The 21,112-nt window shown below is 41.4% G+C and carries 18 protein-coding genes and 1 pseudogene; 8 read left to right on the forward strand and 11 right to left on the reverse strand.

The features are described from left to right. Positions 1-57: 57 nt before the first annotated feature. Genes ACZ5V1_RS06155 through ACZ5V1_RS06165 form a run of 3 tightly spaced genes read right to left on the reverse strand, consistent with a single transcriptional unit; the run spans position 58 to position 2,028 of the window. Complete coding sequence (locus ACZ5V1_RS06155; protein WP_464391103.1) at positions 58-360, reverse strand: AzlD domain-containing protein; 303 nt, start codon at positions 358-360, stop codon at positions 58-60. Then, a complete protein-coding gene (locus ACZ5V1_RS06160) occupies positions 357-1,100 on the reverse strand; it encodes an AzlC family ABC transporter permease (RefSeq protein ID WP_464391104.1) in 744 nt (247 codons plus the stop codon). Before ACZ5V1_RS06160 ends, ACZ5V1_RS06155 begins: the two co-directional genes overlap by 4 nt. 13 nt (positions 1,101-1,113) lie before the next feature. Next, the gene (locus tag ACZ5V1_RS06165) at positions 1,114-2,028 is read right to left on the reverse strand and encodes a DMT family transporter (RefSeq protein ID WP_464391105.1); all 915 of its coding nucleotides are present in this window, start codon (positions 2,026-2,028) and stop codon (positions 1,114-1,116) included. A 595-nt stretch (positions 2,029-2,623) separates the two neighbouring features. Between ACZ5V1_RS06165 and ACZ5V1_RS06170 the strand changes: the two genes are divergently transcribed. Then, complete coding sequence (locus tag ACZ5V1_RS06170) at positions 2,624-3,253, forward strand: TetR/AcrR family transcriptional regulator (protein ID WP_464391106.1); 630 nt, start codon at positions 2,624-2,626, stop codon at positions 3,251-3,253. 28 nt (positions 3,254-3,281) lie between these two features. Further along, positions 3,282-5,483, forward strand: a complete 2,202-nt coding sequence (locus ACZ5V1_RS06175) for a B12-binding domain-containing radical SAM protein (RefSeq protein WP_464391107.1) — start codon at positions 3,282-3,284, stop codon at positions 5,481-5,483. Positions 5,484-5,644: 161 nt separating this feature from the next. Here the strand turns inward: ACZ5V1_RS06175 and ACZ5V1_RS06180 are convergent, their stop codons facing one another. Next, positions 5,645-6,031: a helix-turn-helix domain-containing protein gene (locus ACZ5V1_RS06180; RefSeq protein WP_464391606.1), complete on the reverse strand. Its 387-nt coding sequence runs from the start codon at positions 6,029-6,031 to the stop codon at positions 5,645-5,647. 129 nt (positions 6,032-6,160) lie between these two features. Next, positions 6,161-6,460, reverse strand: a pseudogene (locus ACZ5V1_RS06185) (AraC family ligand binding domain-containing protein); the annotation flags it as partial. Positions 6,461-6,548: 88 nt separating this feature from the next. On the opposite strand from ACZ5V1_RS06185, the gene ACZ5V1_RS06190 reads away from it, so the two are divergent. The 6 genes from ACZ5V1_RS06190 to ACZ5V1_RS06215 all read left to right on the forward strand — a co-directional run bounded on the left by ACZ5V1_RS06190 (position 6,549) and on the right by ACZ5V1_RS06215 (position 15,559). Beyond that, positions 6,549-7,700, forward strand: a complete 1,152-nt coding sequence (locus ACZ5V1_RS06190) for an MFS transporter (protein WP_464391108.1) — start codon at positions 6,549-6,551, stop codon at positions 7,698-7,700. A 287-nt stretch (positions 7,701-7,987) separates the two neighbouring features. Next, positions 7,988-9,202: a LuxR C-terminal-related transcriptional regulator gene (locus tag ACZ5V1_RS06195; protein WP_464391109.1), complete on the forward strand. Its 1,215-nt coding sequence runs from the start codon at positions 7,988-7,990 to the stop codon at positions 9,200-9,202. Between the two features lie 114 nt (positions 9,203-9,316). Further along, entirely contained in the window at positions 9,317-10,558 is a 1,242-nt protein-coding gene (gene proV / locus ACZ5V1_RS06200; RefSeq protein WP_464391110.1) for a glycine betaine/L-proline ABC transporter ATP-binding protein ProV, read from the forward strand. After that, on the forward strand, positions 10,551-11,399 hold the full coding sequence (locus tag ACZ5V1_RS06205; protein ID WP_464386305.1) for an ABC transporter permease: 849 nt from the start codon (positions 10,551-10,553) through the stop codon (positions 11,397-11,399). The genes proV and ACZ5V1_RS06205 overlap by 8 nt, the downstream gene beginning before the upstream one ends. A gap of 30 nt (positions 11,400-11,429) precedes the next feature. Beyond that, complete coding sequence (gene proX, locus ACZ5V1_RS06210) at positions 11,430-12,455, forward strand: glycine betaine/L-proline ABC transporter substrate-binding protein ProX (RefSeq protein ID WP_464391111.1); 1,026 nt, start codon at positions 11,430-11,432, stop codon at positions 12,453-12,455. An 818-nt stretch (positions 12,456-13,273) separates the two neighbouring features. Continuing rightward, entirely contained in the window at positions 13,274-15,559 is a 2,286-nt protein-coding gene (locus ACZ5V1_RS06215) for a mechanosensitive ion channel domain-containing protein (RefSeq protein ID WP_464391112.1), read from the forward strand. A 159-nt stretch (positions 15,560-15,718) separates the two neighbouring features. Here the strand turns inward: ACZ5V1_RS06215 and ACZ5V1_RS06220 are convergent, their stop codons facing one another. The 6 genes from ACZ5V1_RS06220 to ACZ5V1_RS06245 all read right to left on the reverse strand — a co-directional run bounded on the left by ACZ5V1_RS06220 (position 15,719) and on the right by ACZ5V1_RS06245 (position 20,951). Continuing rightward, positions 15,719-16,522, reverse strand: a complete 804-nt coding sequence (locus ACZ5V1_RS06220) for an EFR1 family ferrodoxin (protein ID WP_464391113.1) — start codon at positions 16,520-16,522, stop codon at positions 15,719-15,721. A 460-nt stretch (positions 16,523-16,982) separates the two neighbouring features. Further along, positions 16,983-18,095, reverse strand: coding sequence for an alkene reductase (locus ACZ5V1_RS06225; RefSeq protein WP_464391114.1), 1,113 nt, complete (start codon positions 18,093-18,095; stop codon positions 16,983-16,985). Positions 18,096-18,107: 12 nt separating this feature from the next. Next, positions 18,108-18,398: a putative quinol monooxygenase gene (locus ACZ5V1_RS06230; RefSeq protein ID WP_464391115.1), complete on the reverse strand. Its 291-nt coding sequence runs from the start codon at positions 18,396-18,398 to the stop codon at positions 18,108-18,110. A 64-nt stretch (positions 18,399-18,462) separates the two neighbouring features. Beyond that, positions 18,463-19,083 carry a GntR family transcriptional regulator gene (locus ACZ5V1_RS06235; protein ID WP_464391116.1) on the reverse strand — a complete coding sequence of 207 codons (621 nt, stop codon included), beginning with the start codon at positions 19,081-19,083 and terminating at the stop codon, positions 18,463-18,465. Between the two features lie 343 nt (positions 19,084-19,426). Continuing rightward, a complete protein-coding gene (locus ACZ5V1_RS06240) occupies positions 19,427-20,446 on the reverse strand; it encodes a methyltransferase (RefSeq protein ID WP_464391117.1) in 1,020 nt (339 codons plus the stop codon). A gap of 46 nt (positions 20,447-20,492) precedes the next feature. Further along, positions 20,493-20,951: a MarR family winged helix-turn-helix transcriptional regulator gene (locus ACZ5V1_RS06245; RefSeq protein ID WP_464391118.1), complete on the reverse strand. Its 459-nt coding sequence runs from the start codon at positions 20,949-20,951 to the stop codon at positions 20,493-20,495. Positions 20,952-21,112 lie beyond the last annotated feature (161 nt).

Below are 21,112 nucleotides of genomic sequence, written 5' to 3' on the forward strand. Positions count from 1 at the left end.
TTATGTTTTCGTAATGGTTGTGAGAATTGACAGTTAAACTGAGTAGAGTCTAGGTGCTCATTTCAATAAGAAATATGTGAGTATACCAGCACAAATGGGAAGTAGTAGATTCTGTTTGAAACGAGCTAAAGCAAACGCGATTGCAAGACTCGAAAATATTGCTGTCACATGGTGTGGGGTGCTGTTTTTTTCCAGCATTCCAGCAACAGTTGTCACTACAATTCCACTAAGGGCTACGGGGGGAGCAAAGATTAATGCCCGTTCAATCGCTTCAGGCATACGGTAACGCCCAGCAAGTCCTATTGGTAGATAGCGCAGGGCAAATACCGTAATTGCCATGCCGATTATGGTATATGTCATTTCTTGTCCTTTCGCTGTGAAAAGCAGGTGGGCACAATACAACCGCAAAGAATTCCGAGTGTCGTTGCCAAGATGAATCCAAGTTGATGCGGAAGATTTCTGGCAAGATATGCACATACACAGGCGGTTAAGGTTGCAAACAAAGTAGCCCTGTCTTTTATCATCACGATGACCATAGCTCCGAAAGTCACAGGCATCGCAATTTCTAATCCCATCTCATTTAGGCTTTGCAGTTCTGAACCTAAAATGTGACCTGCCGTTGACGACAACGTCCAGAAAAACCAGAGAGTGGAAGTCGTTCCAAGGAAGAACCAATGACTGTTGTCGGTTTGTTCTTTGCTATAATGCTGGCTCATTACAGCGAATACTTCATCGGTCAATCCGAAAGAGAGTAGTGCACGCCATTTTATCGAAAGAGAGGCGAGGTGAGGAGCAAGCCATGCGGAATAAAGCAGGTGACGCAGGTTAACAATAATAGAAGTTGCAATGATGAGTAATGGTCCGCTTCCGACAGCAAGCATTCCCAGAGCGACAAACTGCGCTGAACCCGCAAAAACAATCGCGGACATGGCAACTGTCCCAGCTAGAGATATATCTAAATCGGCCGCGATCGCTCCGTATATAATCGCAAAGGGGATGGCTCCGATTGTTAACGGGCTTATGGCAAGCATCCCTCTACGGTAGCTTTTTAATTTTGCATTGAGGGTAGAAGTCTTCAGTTTGTGGGCTCGATGCGACATTTTCTTTCCGTGGTTACGCTGTTTGGCGATTTCGTTTTCTAGTAAATCTGAATGCACTAGGGAGAAAAGGGCTCAGTATAATAATCAGTGCCCCTGCTATTGCCAGCTCGTCAGGCGTTTCTGCAAACATCCAATAACCGATAAACAGCGAGTAAACAATTTTTGAATACTCAACATTTGAAACCACATTAGCTTCTGCCATGGTAAACGCGGTTACAGTAAACCATTGGCCGAGTGATGAAATGCCCCCTACGAGAATAAGTAGGACAAGTTCGTTTGCTGTAGGCCATTGCCATGTTGGGATACTGGGTACCAGTGCAATAATCCCGACAAAAAATGCTTGATACGCAAGTAGAATCACTTTTGATTCTGTAAGAGCAAGGCGTCGGGCACATGTTACAGCCAACGAGGCTCCAAACGCTCCGCCCAAGCCCGTAAGTGTGTAGAGAAAAGAAGCGCTTTCAAATGATGGTTGAACAACCAGTAGCACTCCGCAAAAACCAAATAATACAGTCATGATTCGTGCCGTATCTATTTTTTCAGCAAGGTACACACTTGATATAACTGTAACAAGAAGTACTTGCGTAAAACTGAGTGCCGTTGCGTCTGCTAAGGGAATATTACTTAAGGTAAAAAAGTTTAGAGAGAGTGCTAAAAATGCTCCTATAATTCTGAGTGCGTGCAAGTGGATCATTTGTGGATGAAGTACGGAACGTCCGGCAACAAAGATTGATGGCAGCATCAGGGTAATAAATATAGCTTGTCGAAATAATAAAATTTGAAAAATCCCAATTCGTTCACTAAGAATTCTGACCGGCACGGAGACTGTCGCAAACAGAGCTGTGGCTATCAGCGCGAACATGATTCCCTTTGCCTGAACAGGAAGGGTAGAAAGCGTAAATTTTTTAATAAAGTGTTTTGTAAACATTCTTACCTCGTTTGTTGTTAGGCAGAAGAGGATAAGGTCTACACTTATATACGGGTCAAGTAGCCATTTTTTTCACAGAGGGAGTGCCATAAAAACTTATTCTCGGGGTAGAGTCAGCCTTGTTTTATCACTCTCTAACATCTTGATTTACTTATGATCAACAAAGGGGCTAGCTCTACAGTAAGTGCGCGACGGATCAATACGGTTCAATGTGAGATTCTGTTTAATTAAAGCTAACAGCGATGTGTAAGCACTCGTTGATTAGCTTTTTGTTTTTTATGCATATGACACAGTGTCAGACTAAATTTATTTCTCTTCAGTTCAGCCGGAATACACTATGAAGTCGCCAACAGTAGATGGATCAAGAACAAAATTTCTCTTGAAATGGGTTGAAATAGGTTCCTCATTGGGCTGATTGTAATGAGCAATTGCACCACAATTTCATTTAAGAATCGAAAATTTTGCCAAAATCTCTAGCCGATGAGAATCAAATCCAAAAAACTCATTGCGTATCGAACAAGTGTTCGATACAAATGTTCGAATACTTATTCAAAACGCCATCAGATGTTTAAGTTTGCAAAATATGGAGGAAATTATGGGGACTTCAAAAAATTCAGAAATCACGTGCCTCAAAATAATCGAAGCAGCAGGGCAACTCTTTGCGGAAAAAGGCTTTAAAGCAGTAACTGTGCGCGAGATTGTAAGTGCAGCTGATACCCATTTAAGTGCGTTAAACTACCATTTTAAAAATAAAGAAGCCTTATACGTGGGGGTGCTTGAAGATGCATGTCGAAGTGTAGCAACAACTAAAGAAGATCAGCAGACGTTACTCAAGCTACCTTCTACTCAAGCGTTATTCGCATACGTTCAAGGCTGTGTAGAAGGATATGCCACACAAGAAGGACAAGAATGGCGAGTAGCTTTAGTTTCTCGAAATACAGTAGCTCCAGAAGCAATATCCAACGATATTATTCAGCGATATTTTTATTCTGAACTGCATTTTTTATCTAAAATTGTAGCTCAGGTTCTCGAGAAACCAGAAGACCACCCACAAACGCATTTCTCTGCACTTTCACTCTTTGGATTAATGGATGCCTTTGGATTCTATGGTGTGCATACTAAGGGGCTTTCACCTACGATTGTGTCGAATATGCAGGATAGTACTTGGTTAGCAGAACATATTGTATCGTTGTTCGTATCGGGAGCAACCTCGCTTAAAATGTAGTACCAGTTATCGCGCATGGAGAAATAAGATGAATGTATATTTAATAAAAGCATCAGCCCCGGGTCCTTTTAAAGAGTATAAAAAGGCTCTTGGGTCACCTCCACAGAATATATTTTCCGTAGCTGCGACTACACCTTTCGATATTGGGGTCAAGCTTTGCGATGAAACAATAGATATGCGCCCAGACTTTAGAGTTAAGGCCGATATAGTGGCTATTTTTTTTCATACGCCTGATGCTTTTCATGCGTATGCATTGGCAGAGAAGTACAAGAAGAAGGGATACACCGTAGTACTTGGAGGTCTACATGCTTCCTTTATGCCTGAAGAAGCAGCACCACATTGTGATACATTGTTGCTTGGGGAAGCAGAAGGGGTGTGGGAAGAACTACTCAGAGATTATCAAGCAGGTGTGTTAGCTAAATGTTACCAACGGAAAACTCCTGTTGATTTGGCAACACTCAAGCCGTATCCAGTGAATTTGATACCTCCATCGCGGTACAAACACATATGGTCTGTTCTTGTTACCAGAGGGTGTGTACACAGGTGTGATTTTTGTGTGATTCCACCGTTTTTCGGCAATCAATTCAGGCGACGTCCTGTTAAAAATATCGTTGCAGAAATTAAAGCGTTACCTACGAACTGGGTTGAACTTCATTCGGATAATCTGGCAGCAGATAGAGAGTATGCACTGGAATTATTTAATGCACTTAAGCCTCTCAATATTAACTGGGTAGGAGAAGCCACAATTAAGCTCGCAGACGATGAAGAGCTTCTGAAGGCAGCTGCTGAAAGTGGCTGTCGAGAATTATTAATCGGTATTGAAACACCTTCAAAAGATGCCTTGAGTGGCACTGGCAAAGGCTTCGTAGATCCAGAATCTATCCGAGATAAAATTGCAGTATTCCATCATCACGGCATATCGATCTTATCTTCTATGATTTTTGGTTTTGATTCTCATGGGCCAAATATTTTTAAAGAGAGTTTGGAGTTTTGCAAGCAGATAGGTATCGACAGCGTTGAAGCAGTTATCCTCATTCCATTCCCCGGAACAAAGCAATTTGCTCAAATGGAAGCAGAAGGGCGTATTCTAACTAAAGATTGGGCACGTTATGATGGCAGCAATGCTGTTTTTCAACCCAAGGGGATGACTACAAAACAACTTGAAGAAGGTACCGAGTGGTTCTGGAGAGAGATTGAACGTACAAAAGGGGTAAAGACTGTCACTTCACCGTCTTTAAGCGACAGAATAAAGTATAATGAATATGAAAAAATTCGTTCAAAAAGCACCACAACCTTGAATGATCAGAAACAAACTTCACCGGGAAGTTCCATGTTAACACGCAAGCCTAAATACTGGCTTTCAATTTTAGGGTTAACTTTAATCGCAATCGGACTGCTTTTTGATTGGTATTGGGTGTGGGGCGTGCTTTTTACACTATGGGCACTCTTAGACATAAAAAACCGACAAACTTATTTGTTAGAAGATGTTCCTCGCGATAATGCACCAATATTGTATTGGATAATCGTATTGCTATGGATCACTCTTGCAGGCTGGTCATTATCATTTTTTGATTGGGTTGAGGTGAAAAATGATGTCAGGTCATTATCCGTACTTTATTATCAAGACTATCGTGAAATAAAAAAGAATAGTGCTGAGGCAATGCAAAATGGACTTGAAACAGAGTTTGAAGAAACAAAGAATCAACAGTCCCTCGTCATTTTTAACCTCCTTGCGGACTCAAAGAAATCTAAAAACGATTCAATAACTAAAAAAAAACAGAAAATTGATCAGGTAATAACAAGTGATCTTGCTGGATTTTCCATACAAATTCCATCTGACTGGAAATATGTTGAAAATATGGATGGTGCATCAACAACAGTCCATGCAGAGTCGGCTAATGGATACGGAATGGCTTCGCTTATGGCTGTCGATTGGAGTACTAATCTTTCAAGACAAGTTTTTACTGATTATATGAATTCGGATCTTAAAAAAGAATTTCCCTTTATACAGTCCGGTGGGCAACAGAAGAAGGTGAGCCAAAGTGTCATAGATTCTGTTGTTGTTTACAGAGGAAAGTATAGGGGAAGCCCCGTTACGGTGTTTATCGGATACAAAACTGTAGGACGTTATGGATACGCTTTTGTCGGAGTGTACGATAGCCGTGCTGTGCAGACAGAACGTCAACTTTATCAGATGCTACAAACTCTGGAATTGCGCGGGAAATACTAGCAACACATGGCGCTCGCTGTGATCAGGTCAATTCCAGCGCATTGTAATTCTTCCAAAGAGCCTACGGCTTGGGTGGTGTCAAAACGTTATATTTTCTTGGCTGTTAAAGAAGATTACTTTCTATATCAGTCTTCTCCCTTCCTAATCTTATTCTCAATTCCTCACTTATATGGTGGGGAATTGAAATACTGCCCCGGAGTGCTTCCAAGGTTTTTCCGAAACATCGCTACGAATGCACTCACGCTATCATATCCAAGGTTCATAGCAACGGAAGTTACTGATTCTTCACACGCTAATTGCCGTAAGGCTTCTAACAGTCTAGCCTGTTGTCGCCATTGGCTGAAACTCATCCCAGTTTCTTTATGAAACAGGCGGGTTAAAGTTCTGCTCGTTGCCCCGATCATATGCCCCCATTCGTCCAAGCGTCTTTGGCTTGCTGGATTTTGGATAATGTGAGCAGTGATCTTAAGAAGGCGTTCATCTTGAGGCACTGGCAGCTGCAAAGGGGCTGTGTCTAAAGTTTGAATCATATCTAAAATGACATCCATAACCCGCTCCTCTGGACTATTATGAAGATAGTCTATTGGGAATCCAGCCGCATGAAGAATCAACTCTCTGAGAAGAGGTGGAACGGATACCACACAACATTGTGTAGGAAGATCACAGATTGTCTCTGGCCTTATGTAAAGTGAGCGCAAAGATAGATGCCCGGGAGCGAATATTTGATGTTTGGTCTCTGAAGGAATCCAAACACCACGAAAGGGTGGAACAACCCAAATACCTTGGGGTGTTGTTACCGTCATTACGCCTTCAGAAGCGTACAAAAATTGAATGGGAGGGTGGTGATGAAATGGATATGAAAGTCCGTCTGGATAGTCGGCTTGTGTAGCAATTATCCTATGTGGACTATCCATCAACCGGTCAGGAAAGTCCTCTCCATATGTGTTTGTCTGATTTGAGATAGTTTTTGTCTTCATATCGCGAGAAAGATATAGCGATTTGTTGATAAAGTAAATTTGTACGTTATTGAAACGTTTAATTTATCTATAAATCTGGAATAATAGCATGAATATTCGAATGGTTGGAATGCTGTCAGCAGGGCACTTAACAAACGACCTTAATCAAGGGGCAATCGCTGCGTTATTGCCATTTTTGATTACGCAAAACGACTTATCGTATACGGCTGCGACAGGAATCGTGTTTGCCTTCACACTTACTTCGACAATGGTTCAACCCCTGTTCGGGTATTTAGCAGATCGACTTTCTTACAAATGGATTATTCCCGCAGCGCTTTTTCTGGCAAGTAGCGGATTTGCAATGATCGGCTTTGCCCCTAGCTATCTTGCTTTAATAAGTACGGTTGTTCTTTGTGGAGTTGGCAGTGCTGCATTTCATCCTGAAGCCGCTCGCTATGTAAATTTTGCGGGTGGGTTAAAAAAAGCAACAGCTATGAGTATTTTTGGTGTTGGGGGCAGCCTTGGCTTTGCTCTGGGGCCTCTGCTAATTACAACATCTGTTCTTCATTGGGGGCTTGAAGGATCAATCGTGATGTTGATTCCGGCAAGTATCACTATTCTTTTAATACTCACACAATCTTCCTCTTTTGAGTCTTTGGAGAAAATTGAAAATATTGTTGTCACACATAAAGAAGCAGTTCCCAAAAAAGACAATTGGAACGCATTCATCAAACTTACGTTAACTATCGTTGGTAAGTCGATTGTCTTTTATGGACTAATAACGTTTATTCCACTGTATTGGGTCGAAGTTCTTCATCAATCTGAAACTGCTGGTGCTGCAGCATTGACAGTATTTTCCATGTCAGGAGTCATTGGGACTTTGCTCGGGGGAAAGCTTGCGGATCGTTTTGGACATGTCAAAATCATCATTTTGGGGTGCGTTTGTCTAAGTCCTTGTTTACCTGCACTAGCATGGTTTGATAATGTTCATATTGCGACTCTTCTTCTTATTCCTACAGGTGCGTTCCTGTTAATGACTTATGGGCCGACAATTGTGAGCGGACAAAAATATCTTCCAAACCATATTGGATTTTCTTCGGGCATGACACTTGGAGTTGCTTTTTCCATAGGTGGTCTTGTCGCTCCTCTTTTAGGCTCAGTTGCTGATCATTATGGAATATGGTTCGTTCTGGCATCCATTTCTTTTGTCCCTCTCCTAATTATACCAATTGTTTTTACATTACCTACTACGGACATATGAAAGGACAACCACGAGACCGTATCAGTCAATCTTTAACTTTGCTGGAGTGATGGCGTAAACCGCTCCTTGGAACAGTTATAATGGAACATTATCTAAGAAATTTGAAATAAGTCGAAGCCCATAATTTTTAGTGAGTTGTCTTTCAAATGATCGTCGATGTAAGCATCTAAAAAGCGTCTTTTTTGTTGTTTTTGAAGAAATCTGTCCTGTTTTTGCAACAATTCTTTTTTTCAGGTATCAAGGGGTTTCGCCTTAAAATATGAATTGAGTGATCGAATAGGAGATCTATGCAAGATACGTTACTGAACTTGATAGAACCGGAATTCGAAGAGTCTTTTCAAGAACTGACAGATTCATTGGAAGATGTTGTTCTTTTTTGTGATGACCAAGGTGTTGTTATCAAGAACAGCGTTGGTGCGCGTAATTTTTGGAAGATAGATGTGACGGGCAAGCCGTTATGGTCTCTCTTAAATATCGCAGCTAAAGATATTAATGAAATGTTGTCCCTTTATCCTCCGGGGAAAGCTTGTCGAGTTTCTTTGCTTGAGCAGGGCGATTGCAACATTTGGGTTATTCCAATTCCGAAGGTGCTTGCTCCGAAGGGTGGCTTTGTTGCGACTGTATCTCCGTTAACGGAGCTACAAGAAACATACGAAGGGCATCTGCAAGATAATATTATTGCAAGAAAAGATTCGTTTAAATTGTTTGCAGCTCTCTTCGATGCAGCTCCAGATCCAACAATTCTAGCTGATGAGCATTTTACTATTCTTAGTGCAAACCCGAAGGCTATAAAGCAATTTGGTCTTTTAGGCATTGAAGATGATGCTGTTTCCTTTTTTTCAATAATTAAAAATTCATTAAAGCAGGTTGTGTTATCTGGAATCGCTGGACTAACGGGTGGAAAGGTTTGGTGTGGCGAGCTTGTTGCTGTTAATCTTCCGAATGAAGAGATTCCTGTTTTGGTCACGATAAAACAGGTGCGACTGTCTGATCAGCTTCTATTTCAAGTTATTTTGAAAGATTTAAGTATCCGTGCAGAGTTAGAGGAAAACCTTAAAGATCGCGAAGAAGAATTGGAGTCAATGGACAATACCTTACGCACTGTTCTCCGTACTGTTGACGAAGAAAAGCAAGAGGTTCGCGAGGAAGTACTGGAACAAGTTAAGCAGTATTTGTTACCGACAATCGATATTATAGCCGAAGTTTCTTCTCAAGATTTGCGCCGAAGTTATAGCGGAATTCTTAAATCACACCTTGAAGAGTTTTCAGAAAGTAGCACAGAAGTATCGGACGAATTGCTATCGCTATCAACAAGACAGCTTGAGATTTGTAAGCTTATTCGAGTCGGAATGAAGGGGCGAGAAATCTCAGAACTCTTGAATATTTCCTTCGAAACATTGCAAAGTCATCGTAAAAACATTCGTAAGAAGCTGAATTTATGTGGAACTAAGATCTCGCTGACAACATATTTAGCCAATCGGGTAGACCTTGACTTAGAATAATCGGGTACGTGTTGCATCTTTACATATACCCGAAGCGTCCCCGTCTCCCCCCCTTGTAGTCATCCCCGATAATCACTAGCCTCATAGCACATAAACAATAAATATGAGGTTTAAATGCATCTTCAAGATGGAAAAGTGGTTGTTAAAGACTTATATAAGATTTTTGGACCAAAGAGTAACCGGGCGTTGTCTTTACTCGAACAAGGGGTTTCTAAAGAAGAAATCTACAAAAACACTGGATTGACCGTTGGTGTACAAGGTGCATCATTTACTATTTATGAAGGTGAAATTTTTGTTATTATGGGCCTCTCAGGCTCTGGCAAGTCAACATTAGTACGAATGTTGAACAGGTTGATCGAACCTAACGCTGGCAGTGTTGTCGTCGACGGAAAAGACGTAACTGCTATGTCCCACGATGAACTTGTAGAATTTCGACTTCATAACATGAGCATGGTCTTTCAGTCTTTTGCCTTAATGCCTCATCTTACAGTTCTTGAAAATACTGCTTTCGGTCTTAAGCTTTCAGGTGTTCCTGAAGAGCAAAGAAATATTCGCGCAAAAGAATCCCTCGAACAGGTTGGTCTTTCCGGATGGGAAGACGCTTCTCCTTCTCAGCTTAGTGGCGGGATGCAGCAGCGTGTCGGGTTAGCTCGAGCACTTGCTGTTGATCCTGAAATCATGTTGATGGATGAAGCCTTTTCTGCTCTTGATCCGCTCATTAGGGCAGAGATGCAGGATGAACTTCTGAAATTACAGCAGCAGCATCAGCGAACCATTATCTTTATCTCACATGATCTTGATGAAGCGATACGAATCGGTGATCGCATTGCAATTATGCAAGATGGTGTTGTCGTTCAGGTTGGTTCAGCAGAAGAAATATTACGTTCACCTGCCAACGACTATGTTAAATCGTTCTTTAAGGGTGTTGACCCTACAGGCATTTTAACAACTCAAGACATTGTCTTGAATAACCATCCTACGCTTATAATTACTAAAGGCGGGAACATCCCGGCTGCTCAAGAATATCTCAGCAATAGTGACCGTGATTATTGCTATATTTTGACTCCAGAAAAAAAATTGATTGGCGTCGTTTCTTCAGAAAGCCTGCGTACTGCTGCAGAACTGGGGAATGCTTCTTCTACTTTGTCCGAAGCATATTTAGACGACGTGGTAACCATTGGGTTAAAGGATGTGCTTACGGACATTCAGCCAATTGTTGCTGGCAGTCCTTGCCCAGTTCCTGTCTTGAATGATGACGGACGCTTTATGGGTGTTGTATCTAAGAGCCGTTTTTTACGTATCCTGCACCAACCAGAGCGAATTTTACATTCAGTAGAAGAGGTATGTCATGCTTAGTGGAGACTTTATTCCTTTAGACGAGAGCATTATTCCTCTTTCAGAATGGATTTCAGAAGGCATTAACTGGCTCGTATATAACTTCCGAGACTTCTTTCAGGTTATCAAAATTCCAGTTGAAGTGACGTTAACAAGCCTGACTTCTGGGCTAAATGCTCTTCCTTTTTATATTCCGATTATCCTTATTGCCCTTCTTGCATGGAAATTTTCAGGCAAGCGACTTGCAATTTTTTCATTGCTTTCGTTTGTACTCATAGCCTGTTTAGGGCTGTGGGAAGCGACCATGACGACACTAGCGATGGTCATAGCTTCGGTTCTTTTCTGTGCAATTATTGGCGTGCCGCTTGGCGTGTTGGCCGGCCGTAACGCTCTTTTTGAATCTGCACTTCGACCTGTCCTTGATGCAATGCAAACCACTCCGGCGTTTGTGTATCTAGTACCAATTGTAATGCTGTTTTCCATCGGCAACACTGCAGGTGTTATTGCAACAATCATCTTCGCAGTACCTCCGATTATCAGATTGACATGTTTGGGAATACGTCAGGTTCATCCTGAGTTAGTAGAAGCAGCTCAAGCTTTTGGAGCAAGTGAGTTCCAAGTTTTGACGCAAGTGCAGCTTCCGTTGGCGTTACCTACCATTCTTGCAGGATTAAACCAGACCATCATGATGGCACTTTCAATGGTTGTAATCGCTGCTTTGATTGGAGCGGGTGGTCTCGGGTCTCCTGTAGTTCTTGGATTGAACACCTTGGATACAGGGCAGGCAGCCGTGGGTGGTCTTGCAATTGTTCTACTTGCAGTAATTTTGGATAGATTAACTCAGTCCATAGCTAGCAAATAGATTTAGCAACTTATGAAAAAGAGGAAAGTAATGTTTAAGCGTATTGTGCTGTTAACGATAGTTCTTTGTTTGTTTTCAAGTCAGGCCTTTGCTGACTCTATGCTTCCAGGAAAAGGTGTTGTAATTAAACCTGCTCGCGCTACTTGGAGCACCAGTTTTTTCCAGTCTGCATTGATTAAAAAAGGGCTTGAAGAGCTCGGGTATGACGTAAAAAAACCAAAAGATTTAGCAAACGCTCTTGCCTATAAATCAATTGTCATGGGTGACGTTGATTACTGGCCAAGTGGATGGCTCCCTAACCATAAAAGCTACATGGGCGGAGATTTCTTTGATCATGCAGCCGTGTATGGTTATGTAGTTAAAGCAGGGGGCTTGCAGGGCTATCTTGTTAGCAAAAAAATTGCAGATGAGCTTAATATTACAAGCTTAGATGACTTTAAACGTCCTGAAGTTATAGCCGCATTCGATAAGACTGGTGACGGCAAAGCTGATTTAACAGCGTGCCCTCCGGGCTGGTCCTGTGAGCGTGATATCGATCGTCATCTGAAAATTTATGACCTCAAAAAGTATATTAAACCAATTAAAGCTGCGTATGAAGCAAGCATGGCAGCAACTCTTGGTGCCCACCAGTCAGGCGAACCTGTGTTCTTCTACACATGGACACCAAACTGGACCGTATTTAAGTTACAGCCGGGTAAAGATGTTGTTTGGATCAATGTTCCAAAAATTATCCCGTCTGAAGATGAATTAGATGTTGTTGACAGCATGACTGTAGACAACCTGTCCGGCGCAGTAAGCAATCCTCTGAAAATGGGTTTTGCAGCTTCTGATATACGCATCGTTGCAAATATTAAATTTGCAGAGAAAAACCCGGCTGCAAAACGCTTCTTTGAAGTTTTCACCTTGCCGTTGATTGATATTAACGAGCAAAACAGCCTTATGAATGCTGGTGAAAAATCACCAAAAGATGTCGAACGTCATGTAAACGCTTGGATAGAAAAAAACAAAGAGAAATGGGACGCATGGCTCGCAGAAGCTCGCAAAGCTGCTGAATAGCACTACCTGTTCTCAATATAAAATTGCAATCGCTACAATCTTTTTATTGGTACAAGCTGAGCATAGGCTTGTGTAGTTCAAGTTTTTGAAAACTTTTGAATGCGAAAGAGGGTACTTTAGCTAGTTTAATTTACTCTTCTTTTCAATCAATAAAAAGGTTTCCTCCTTTAGAGGTACTAAGCAATTTAAGCTCTTACACGAAAGTGTAAGAGCTTTTTTTATATTTAGACGCCACACACAGAACAAGTTCAGCGTCTAAAAAACACATCCATATATATGGTAGTCGTGAAGGGCGACTAGAAGGCCTATTTTAGGAAAAAGGTAAAGGGTACAGAGAATTAGATAATGGCACCTGTTTCTAACTTTACAGTTCATCATTCTAACATTTTATTTTTATGAGTTTTATTTAAGGTGGGTCGTAGTTGAAACTAAGAAGTAGATGTTTTTTTGAGGAGACTATTCATGCAACAAGGAAACAAGGCATAGACAGATCCATAGAAATAGAAAAGTAAATGTCTTCAACTATCCCATTCTTAACCTCATAATTTATTTACAATAGTGGCTTCACAATGCTGAAACTCACCCTCGAAGGTGAGAAAGAGGACTTGCGGCTGAGAATTGGATGGTGGTAGTAAAAATACGTGCTGACAGCTTGATGTAGACCCAGTGTACCAAGGTAGATATTTAGCTTTAGAGTGCGTTCACTGTGCTGCAAGATTTCTCACCTAACCAATGCATCTTTCAACTTACTTAAAGAATCACGTTATTATGACTTGAGAAGCTCTTAAGTTTAGAACACTCCCAAAAGGAACCATCGGATGAAGCGTTTTGTTATTGCTCTTTATTTATTTTCTCTTTTGCTTATTCCTCTTTCAGCCTCTGCTCAAAGTGTAGAAGAACAGTCAAGTATCGTAGATACAGAGCGCCTTAAAGTGTTGGCAATTCTTGAAGATGAAGAAAATGCTCTGCGTGAGGCAGGAGCAGAGCAGCTTGATAAGATTAGAGCAGATTTATTTGCCAATCATTCTTCTTATCAACAAATAATTCTTAGCCAAGGTATCGCCGGTTCCACTCCGATGGGACTTCGAGAATTGTATGCACATTTGGCTACTCTAGATAATAAACTGGCGAAAGTTACTGACTCGCTGAAAGATCTTCAACGTCAAGTTGAGGCTCGAATTGAAAGTTTAAATAGTGCATCAGGAGAACTTAACACCAAGGACTTAAAGAAGCTGTCTCCGATTGTTGGTGATTATAAAAGTTATCTTGGACGGCTAGGAAAACTTCAACGAGCTTTAAAAAAACAGCTCTCACGAATAAAAAGAGAGTTGGCTTCAGCTGAAAAATTAGAAAAAAGAACATCTGTTCTTTTAGCTCGCATGGGGCAAGAACTTCCCACTAAGTGGCAGAACTATTTTTTAGCGGGAAAGAACCCTCCTTTTTCTAAAAATTTTTGGCAAAGTAGCTTTTCTCCTACAAATTGGTTTTCTTTAAGATTTCCAGTTTGGCAAGGACGGCTAGCTAATGCCGTAGATGGATGGATGAGCAAGGCATTCTTTTTTATGATTGTCCTCTCCACGATTACAGCCCTAGGCATGTTCGCAGGAAAACGTATTTTCCTTGAGCAAAAAGATAAGCTTGAAATGCGTAAGCTCGGTGCTTCATGGGGCGTAGTAAGTGTCGGGATATCTATCATACTGACAGAGCATCACTTTTTCCCACAAACTACGGGCGTTATCTCTATTTTTGGAGCAAGCATTTATAGCTTCGGAGCAATGTGGGCCGGGAATATAATTCGGCGTACCTATAGTGAATATACCAAGCCTTCTCGAACCCCTTTGACATGGCTATTTGCTGGTGGCGGCTTAATTCTTGTTGTTGGTATGCCTGAACAGCTTGCTATTCCACTTTGGATTATTATTGCAATGGTCATTATTAATGTAATGAAACGTAGATTCATAAGTTATTCAGGCGGACTCTCACGACATCCGTGGTTTTGGGGGCTTATGCTATCCATCGTTATAGCAATAATGGGATACGGGCGCTTAGCTGTGTTCGGAGGCATGCTACTTTTTACCGGCTACTATACGTATACGATCGGAATGGCGGGAACATGTCTTGCGGTCTACGGAATTTCGCGTTTGCCGGAAACCGGTTTGTATCCATTTATACGCGCACTCGTTATGGGTATTCTGTCTCCGCTCATATGGACTGGAGCGCTCGGCCTTGCCGGACTTTGGCTCTATGACTTCTTTGGAGCTGGCGTATTTAAGGCGACAGCTGGTTTTACACTTGGCTGGCAAGGGTTTTCTCTACAGCTATTTAACGTTGTAATGGTCTTTGCGTTATTCTTCCTGACTCGTGCAGCCATTGCTGTAATCCACACATACATTAAGCGTACTGGCAATGGGTGGCCGAGAGCGAAGCGTGGAACCATGCATTCGTTACAGACAATTACTTCGTATTCTTTATGGGCGTTATTCGGCCTTTTAGCCATGAGCGTTCTCGGAGTGAACCTTACCAGTTTGACTGTTATTGCCGGTGGTCTTTCTGTAGGGATTGGTTTTGGTATGCAGACGATCTTTAATAACTTTGTTAGTGGGTTGATCTTGCTTTTCGGTCGTTCAATCCAACAGGAAGATATTATTCAAGTCGGCGAACTGTGGTCTACTGTTAAAAAAATCAATATTAGAACCACAGTTGTTGAAACTTTTGAGAATGCTACCATCATCATTCCGAACTCTGATTTAATTTCAAATCAGGTGACAAACTGGACCAAGGATAATCCGACACTACGACGTGACCTTGCCATTGGTGTTGCCTATGGATCAGATACTGAGCTTGTAAAAAATACGCTTTTGGAAATAGCTAACGCGCATCCGCATATTTTGAAAACTCCAGGCTCATGGGTTCTGTTCAACGACTTTGGAGCAAGCAGTCTGGATTTTGTTCTTCGAGTATGGATTGATGACATCGATTATTCTTTAAGGACTATTTCAGAGTTACGATTTGAAATTGACAAAGAGTTTAGAAAACACAATATCGAAATTGCGTTCCCACAGATGGATCTGCATATTCGATCTGCGGAAGGTTTGAGTAGATAATTTCATCGGGTATTGAGTTATGGAACGGACATCTATTCATTTAATCATAAGTTACTTAAACGCGAGTAGGTGCTCAATCTAGGAAAGCTAGACTGTTAATGTAAAAAGCCCCTCTGGATATCCAGAGGGGCTTTTTTTGAGCTTAATATAAAAAACTGACTAAGCCGGGAAAAAAGTAACTGGCTCTTTACGTTCTTGACACATGGAGTTTAAGCGCTTTGCAACATCCATCATTACGCCTTCTTTCATGCTTCGTGCTTCTTCCGGACATGCTTTAATACAAGCACAGCATCGAATACAGTTAGCCATATCATAGGTTGATGGCGTCTTTTTGTTGATAGCGTCTACAGGACATACGGAAGCACAAATGCCACATCCGGTGCACGCTTCACTAACGTCAATAAAATCAACAGGAGCACCTTTGCCGAGTTCTTTGTATGGTCGATTCCCTGGTACAGGTATTTCAAGACCCGCTTCCGGTAGAAAGGACTCCATGATTCCTTGGACTTTATGGCCAAAGGCTTTTGCTTGCTGCAAATCATTTGCATCAGGACGAGCAACCGCAATAGGGGTGTTGTCGGCGGAAAAAGAATGCTCACCAATAAATGCAGCACATGCAACAGGGAGCCCACCGCGCTGCTTTACGATATCCTGTAATTCGAGCAGGGCATCGTCATATTCGCGGTTGCCGTATACAACAACGCAAACAGTAGGCGTATCTTTAAGAGATATGGTTTGAAGCCATTTTTCTGCAACAACAGGAAGTCTGCCACTATAAACAGGCATAGCGAGAACAAGTAGTTCATCGTTTGAAGCCTGCAACGCAGTTTGGCGAGAGTTTAATTTTGTTGCGTCGATGACTTCAACATTGTCTATCTCGAGGCCTTCTCCAATTGCTTCGGTAATGGCTCGTGAAGTACCGGTTGGAGAGAAACAAGCAAGCTTTACTGATCTAATATTCATGATAATACTCCTTAGAGGCGAGGAGTATAGAGCTGATATTGCGCTATGTTAACCTCAATTTTATTTATCAAAAAAATCCTTTAGGGCGCAGTACTTTTTATTGATCTGACCTGTTGACAAAACACGTAGCTGCCTACTTAAATATATGTAGAAAACTGAGAAATTCAGTCAAATAGTGCATAGAAACCTACAGGCTTGGTATGTTTTTATAGAATCTAGAAGAGAGATGGAAGGCATGTTTTTTGTTTGCTATCATGGAAATTTCAAAGCAAATCTATGTGGCCATACTTACTTCTGAAAGATAACCTAAAGAGGAGTATCTGACGAAGTAAGTATGAACCACAATGATCGTTACCCATTTACCCATCAGCGGAAGCCAATCGTAAAAGAGTGTGGAGAGGTGAATAGAAATTTATTTATACCTGTTGCAATTGAATTACCTGTTAACGTGTTCATTTAACTATTTGGAATCTAAAAATGGATAATCTGTGTATCCTGCGGTGCCTCCACCTCCAAAGAGAGTATGAGTATTAACAATTTCATTCAATGCAGCGTCTTGTTTGATTCTCTCAGGGTAATCTGGGTTTGCTAGAATTTTGCGACCAAATCCGATTAAATCTACAAGGCCTGCATTAATAAGATTTGCACCTTCTTTTGGCGTTTTGTTACCAGTCGCGATGATAGTTCCCTTGTATGCAGAACGGAGTTCTTTGCGGAAGTCTTCTGGAATTTCAGGTGCATCATCCCAGTCGGCTTCGCACAAGTGCAGGTAGACTACATCTATTTTATTAAGCATTTTTGCTGCTGCCATCATCGTATCAAGAATTTCCGGATCATCCATATCTTTAAACTTGATGAACGGAGAGAGCCTAACTCCAACTTTATCCTTCCCGATTTCATGAGAAACAGCCTCTGTTATTTCCTCTAACAACCTGACTCTGTTCTCTATAGAACCACCGTAGTTATCTGTTCGTTTGTTTGCATTGCTTCGTAGAAACTGGTCGATCAGATAACCGTTTGCAGCATGTATCTCTACACCATCAAATCCTGCTTCAATGGCATTTAAGGCGCCTTGGACGAATGCTCCAATAACGTTCGCTATATCGTCCTGTTGCATTTCTCGTGGCATTTCTACGGGGATGAACGTTGCGTCTCCGTTGGAAGCACCATCAAAGGTGTAGACCTGTGTGTCTTTTGCAATGCAAGCACTTGGAGCAACGGGCTGAAGACCATTAACAATAGATGATCCGACTCGCCCCACATGCCATAGTTGCAAGAAAGCCTTGCCGCCTTGAGCATGAATTTTGTCCGTAACGAGCTTCCAACCTTCCACTTGGGCATCGGTAAATATTCCCGGTGTTCTGGCGTAGCCCTGTCCCTGTAGCGATACCTGAGTTGCTTCAGAAATGATAAGCCCTACAGAGGATCTTTGCTCGTAATATTCAGCCATGATCTGGTTGGGGATATTACCAGGCTCTGTGCTGCGTGAACGAGTCATCGGTGCCATAACTATCCGATTAGCTAAATCCAGTTTGCCAAGAGTAATTTGTTCAAAGAGGGTGTTATATTTCATGATAATTCCTTTTTATTCAACTAAGGCATTGATTAAATGAACTTGTATTTCTGAAAGAGTATCTTCAGACGATTTAATGAAATGTTTAAAGTGTGGTGAGTTTTCGTGTTTTTCCAAACAGTCATTGGTTTCCCATATTTCATAAATAAAGAATCTGCTTGGACTCGTTACGTCACTATGTACAGTGTACGTTTTGCAGCCAACCTCGGATTGTGACTTATCTGCCAAATCGAGCAACTGCGTTTTAAGTTCCTCTTCGAAACCTTCCGTAGCTACGATATCTGCAATTATTCTAATTTCCATTATGAACACCTTTCTCAAATATTATATATTATCGATAATTCAACTTAGGCCGAAGCCAATAAGATTAAACAAAACTGTAGTGGTTTTCTAAAGCATGGATAGCACGTTCAGTAGAAGAATTTTTAAGGGCTGCGATGATAGGTAGATGAAGAGGGAGTGCCTCTTCTATAGATAAACTTAGATTCACCAGTGTGTGCTTCATGTACAACGGCAGGTGAAGTGAGTCCCATACTTCTAACATCTTTTTATTTCCAGAAGCTTCAACAAAGCAACGGTGGAATAGATTGTTTTGTTTTATGTATTCTTCGAGCCTGTCATTCTCGCATGCAGTTTTCATTTTGTCGAAGTATCGTTCCAAGTCTTCAGCAAGAGTTTCTGTAGAACCTTGTACTTCTTTAAGTGAGGCTATTTCAAGGGCTTCTCTTACTTTGTATATCTCTTTCACCTCTATCTCAGTAAACTCTTTCACACGGACGCCTACATTAGGGATGTGTTCAAGATGCCCACTCGTAATGAGGCACTGAATAGCCTCCCTTACTGGAGCCTGACTCACATCAAGAGAGTCTGCTATCGGGATGATTTTAAGACGCTCATTTGGTTGAAACTCGCCCGATATGATCTTGTCATATAATATGTTTTTAACTTGCTCTTTAAGAGATTCTTTATTGATCTTTTTAGTATTCATAATCGTCCTCGTTGGGTAGAATATATTATCGATAATCCAAGTTGTCAACACCCATGCTTAAAATAGCTGTTTGTTGCTAGCCAGTAGGGGACGTTTTTGGGGATACCGAATGCTGTTAATGCCAACAATAAGAAGTGGCAATGCCTATTTTTTTATGTGCTTCATTTTTAGAAACGTGATGCCTCTTTTATGTAAATAGGCTTGTCACTACTTAATGGTTAAACCGTAAAGTGAAAGGGCATGAATCATATCTCGTAATAGAATGTAAACTCTTAATAAAGTGTAAGCTTTTACAGAAACTGTAAAAGCTTACACAAATAATCTAATGTATTATTATGATTAATCAATAAGCCTTGCGAGCTGCAACCATAAGACCTAATCCTGTTTCGGAAATTGGTTGGCAACGAATATCTTCAAATTTGAGCGTCTTAAGTATCTTAACCAACGTACCCTGTTCAATAAAGTGTGAAGAGTAGCCGGATAGGCGAGTTAGGAGCTCCAGTGTTGCTTTTGTAAGCTCGTTTCCTTTCTGACCATATCCTGAGTAATGGTGAGAAACAAACCAACCGCCCGGTTTCAATCCTTCTGCGATTTTTGTAAGAGTAGTATCTAGATCGTGCTGAAAGGCATACAAAACATGGGAAGTCAGAATTAGATCAAATTGCTCAGCTGGAATGTGCTCTTTTAGGAAATCAAGCCCAGTAGTTGTCACACGTGCGCCGAATCCAGCCTTATCGCATCGTATTTGTGCTTGTTCTGCCACATGAGGAAGATCAAATATTGTCCCCTGCATGTTTTCATTTCGATCAAGTACTCCCATTGTATACATCCCATGATTACCGCCGATGTCGCACATGGTTCTAAAATTATCAAAATTAGGGAGTGATGCTGTAAACTCGATTGTATCCGCCAGCCCGCCACCAATGGCTTCTTGTGCGGCGCCTTCCATAGTCCTTTCAACAGCCCAATTCTTATCTGTCTTCTTACGGTCTATTTCTGCACCGGAAAGCAACTCAGTTATTGAGTTCTCAACAGCATCTGCAAACCCCATTGTAAGTGCCATGCTGTCCCCTTGATAGTGGGGTGCGGTGCTGACTAGAAATTCTGAAGCTGTGGGGGAATTGCTATATCTATTTTGATTTTTAAACAGAAGATCAACCGCAACAAAAATATCCAAAACTGGCTCAAGGCGTTCTGGCACTAAACCCATTTCATGGGCAAGAACCGTCCCATCAACTTCTCTGCCTTCAATGTAATCGAACAATTTCAAATTCATGGCGCTCATTAACACCTTAGCTGAGAGTGATTTCATTAGCATGGTGTGCACGGGCTGAAAGTCGGTGTGAGGTTTTGTAATAAGCATGTATTCTCCAATCTGTTTAGCTGCTAAACTAATCTTGTAAAAATTTTTACTTTAGATAGCCATCCATCCATAAATTCATCTGTTCACCCATTGTGCGAATGGCATCGTATGACGCCTCATCCAACTGTGACATATATTCCAAAAAAACTTTGTCGTGCTCTTTATGAAAGGCCAAATGGTTCTTGCTGGCAGTATGTCCAAGGTCGGTCGTTCTTATAACAACACGTGCCCCATGCGCAGGGTCAGACTCTTTGACCAGCAATCCTTTTTTTACCAGTTTGCCAACAAGCTGAGAAACTGCGCCCTTGGTTATACTGAATTCTTCTGCTAGCTCAGTGACTCCGGCTCCATTACGTGTTTCTACCGCCATGAGCATATGAATTTCTGCCGGGAACAGTTCCATACCTATCCCAAAATCAAATGCCTTACGGTCAATAACAGAATATTTTGCCATTGCTCGACCAAATTCTCTAAGCACAGGTGTCATTTCTTCAAAAGTTCTCATACACATTGTTTAGCAGCTAAACAGTTTTTCTGTCAAATATTGTTTTTTGAAATAGTGAGTAGGGGGGACATCCCAAAATATAAAATGAACAAAAAGAGAAGACCCTTGCATTGTGATGCAAGGGTCTTCTTGATTAGAAACAACCCAGCGTGGTTTTTCTA

This window comes from Halodesulfovibrio oceani subsp. galateae, from assembly GCF_055397225.1.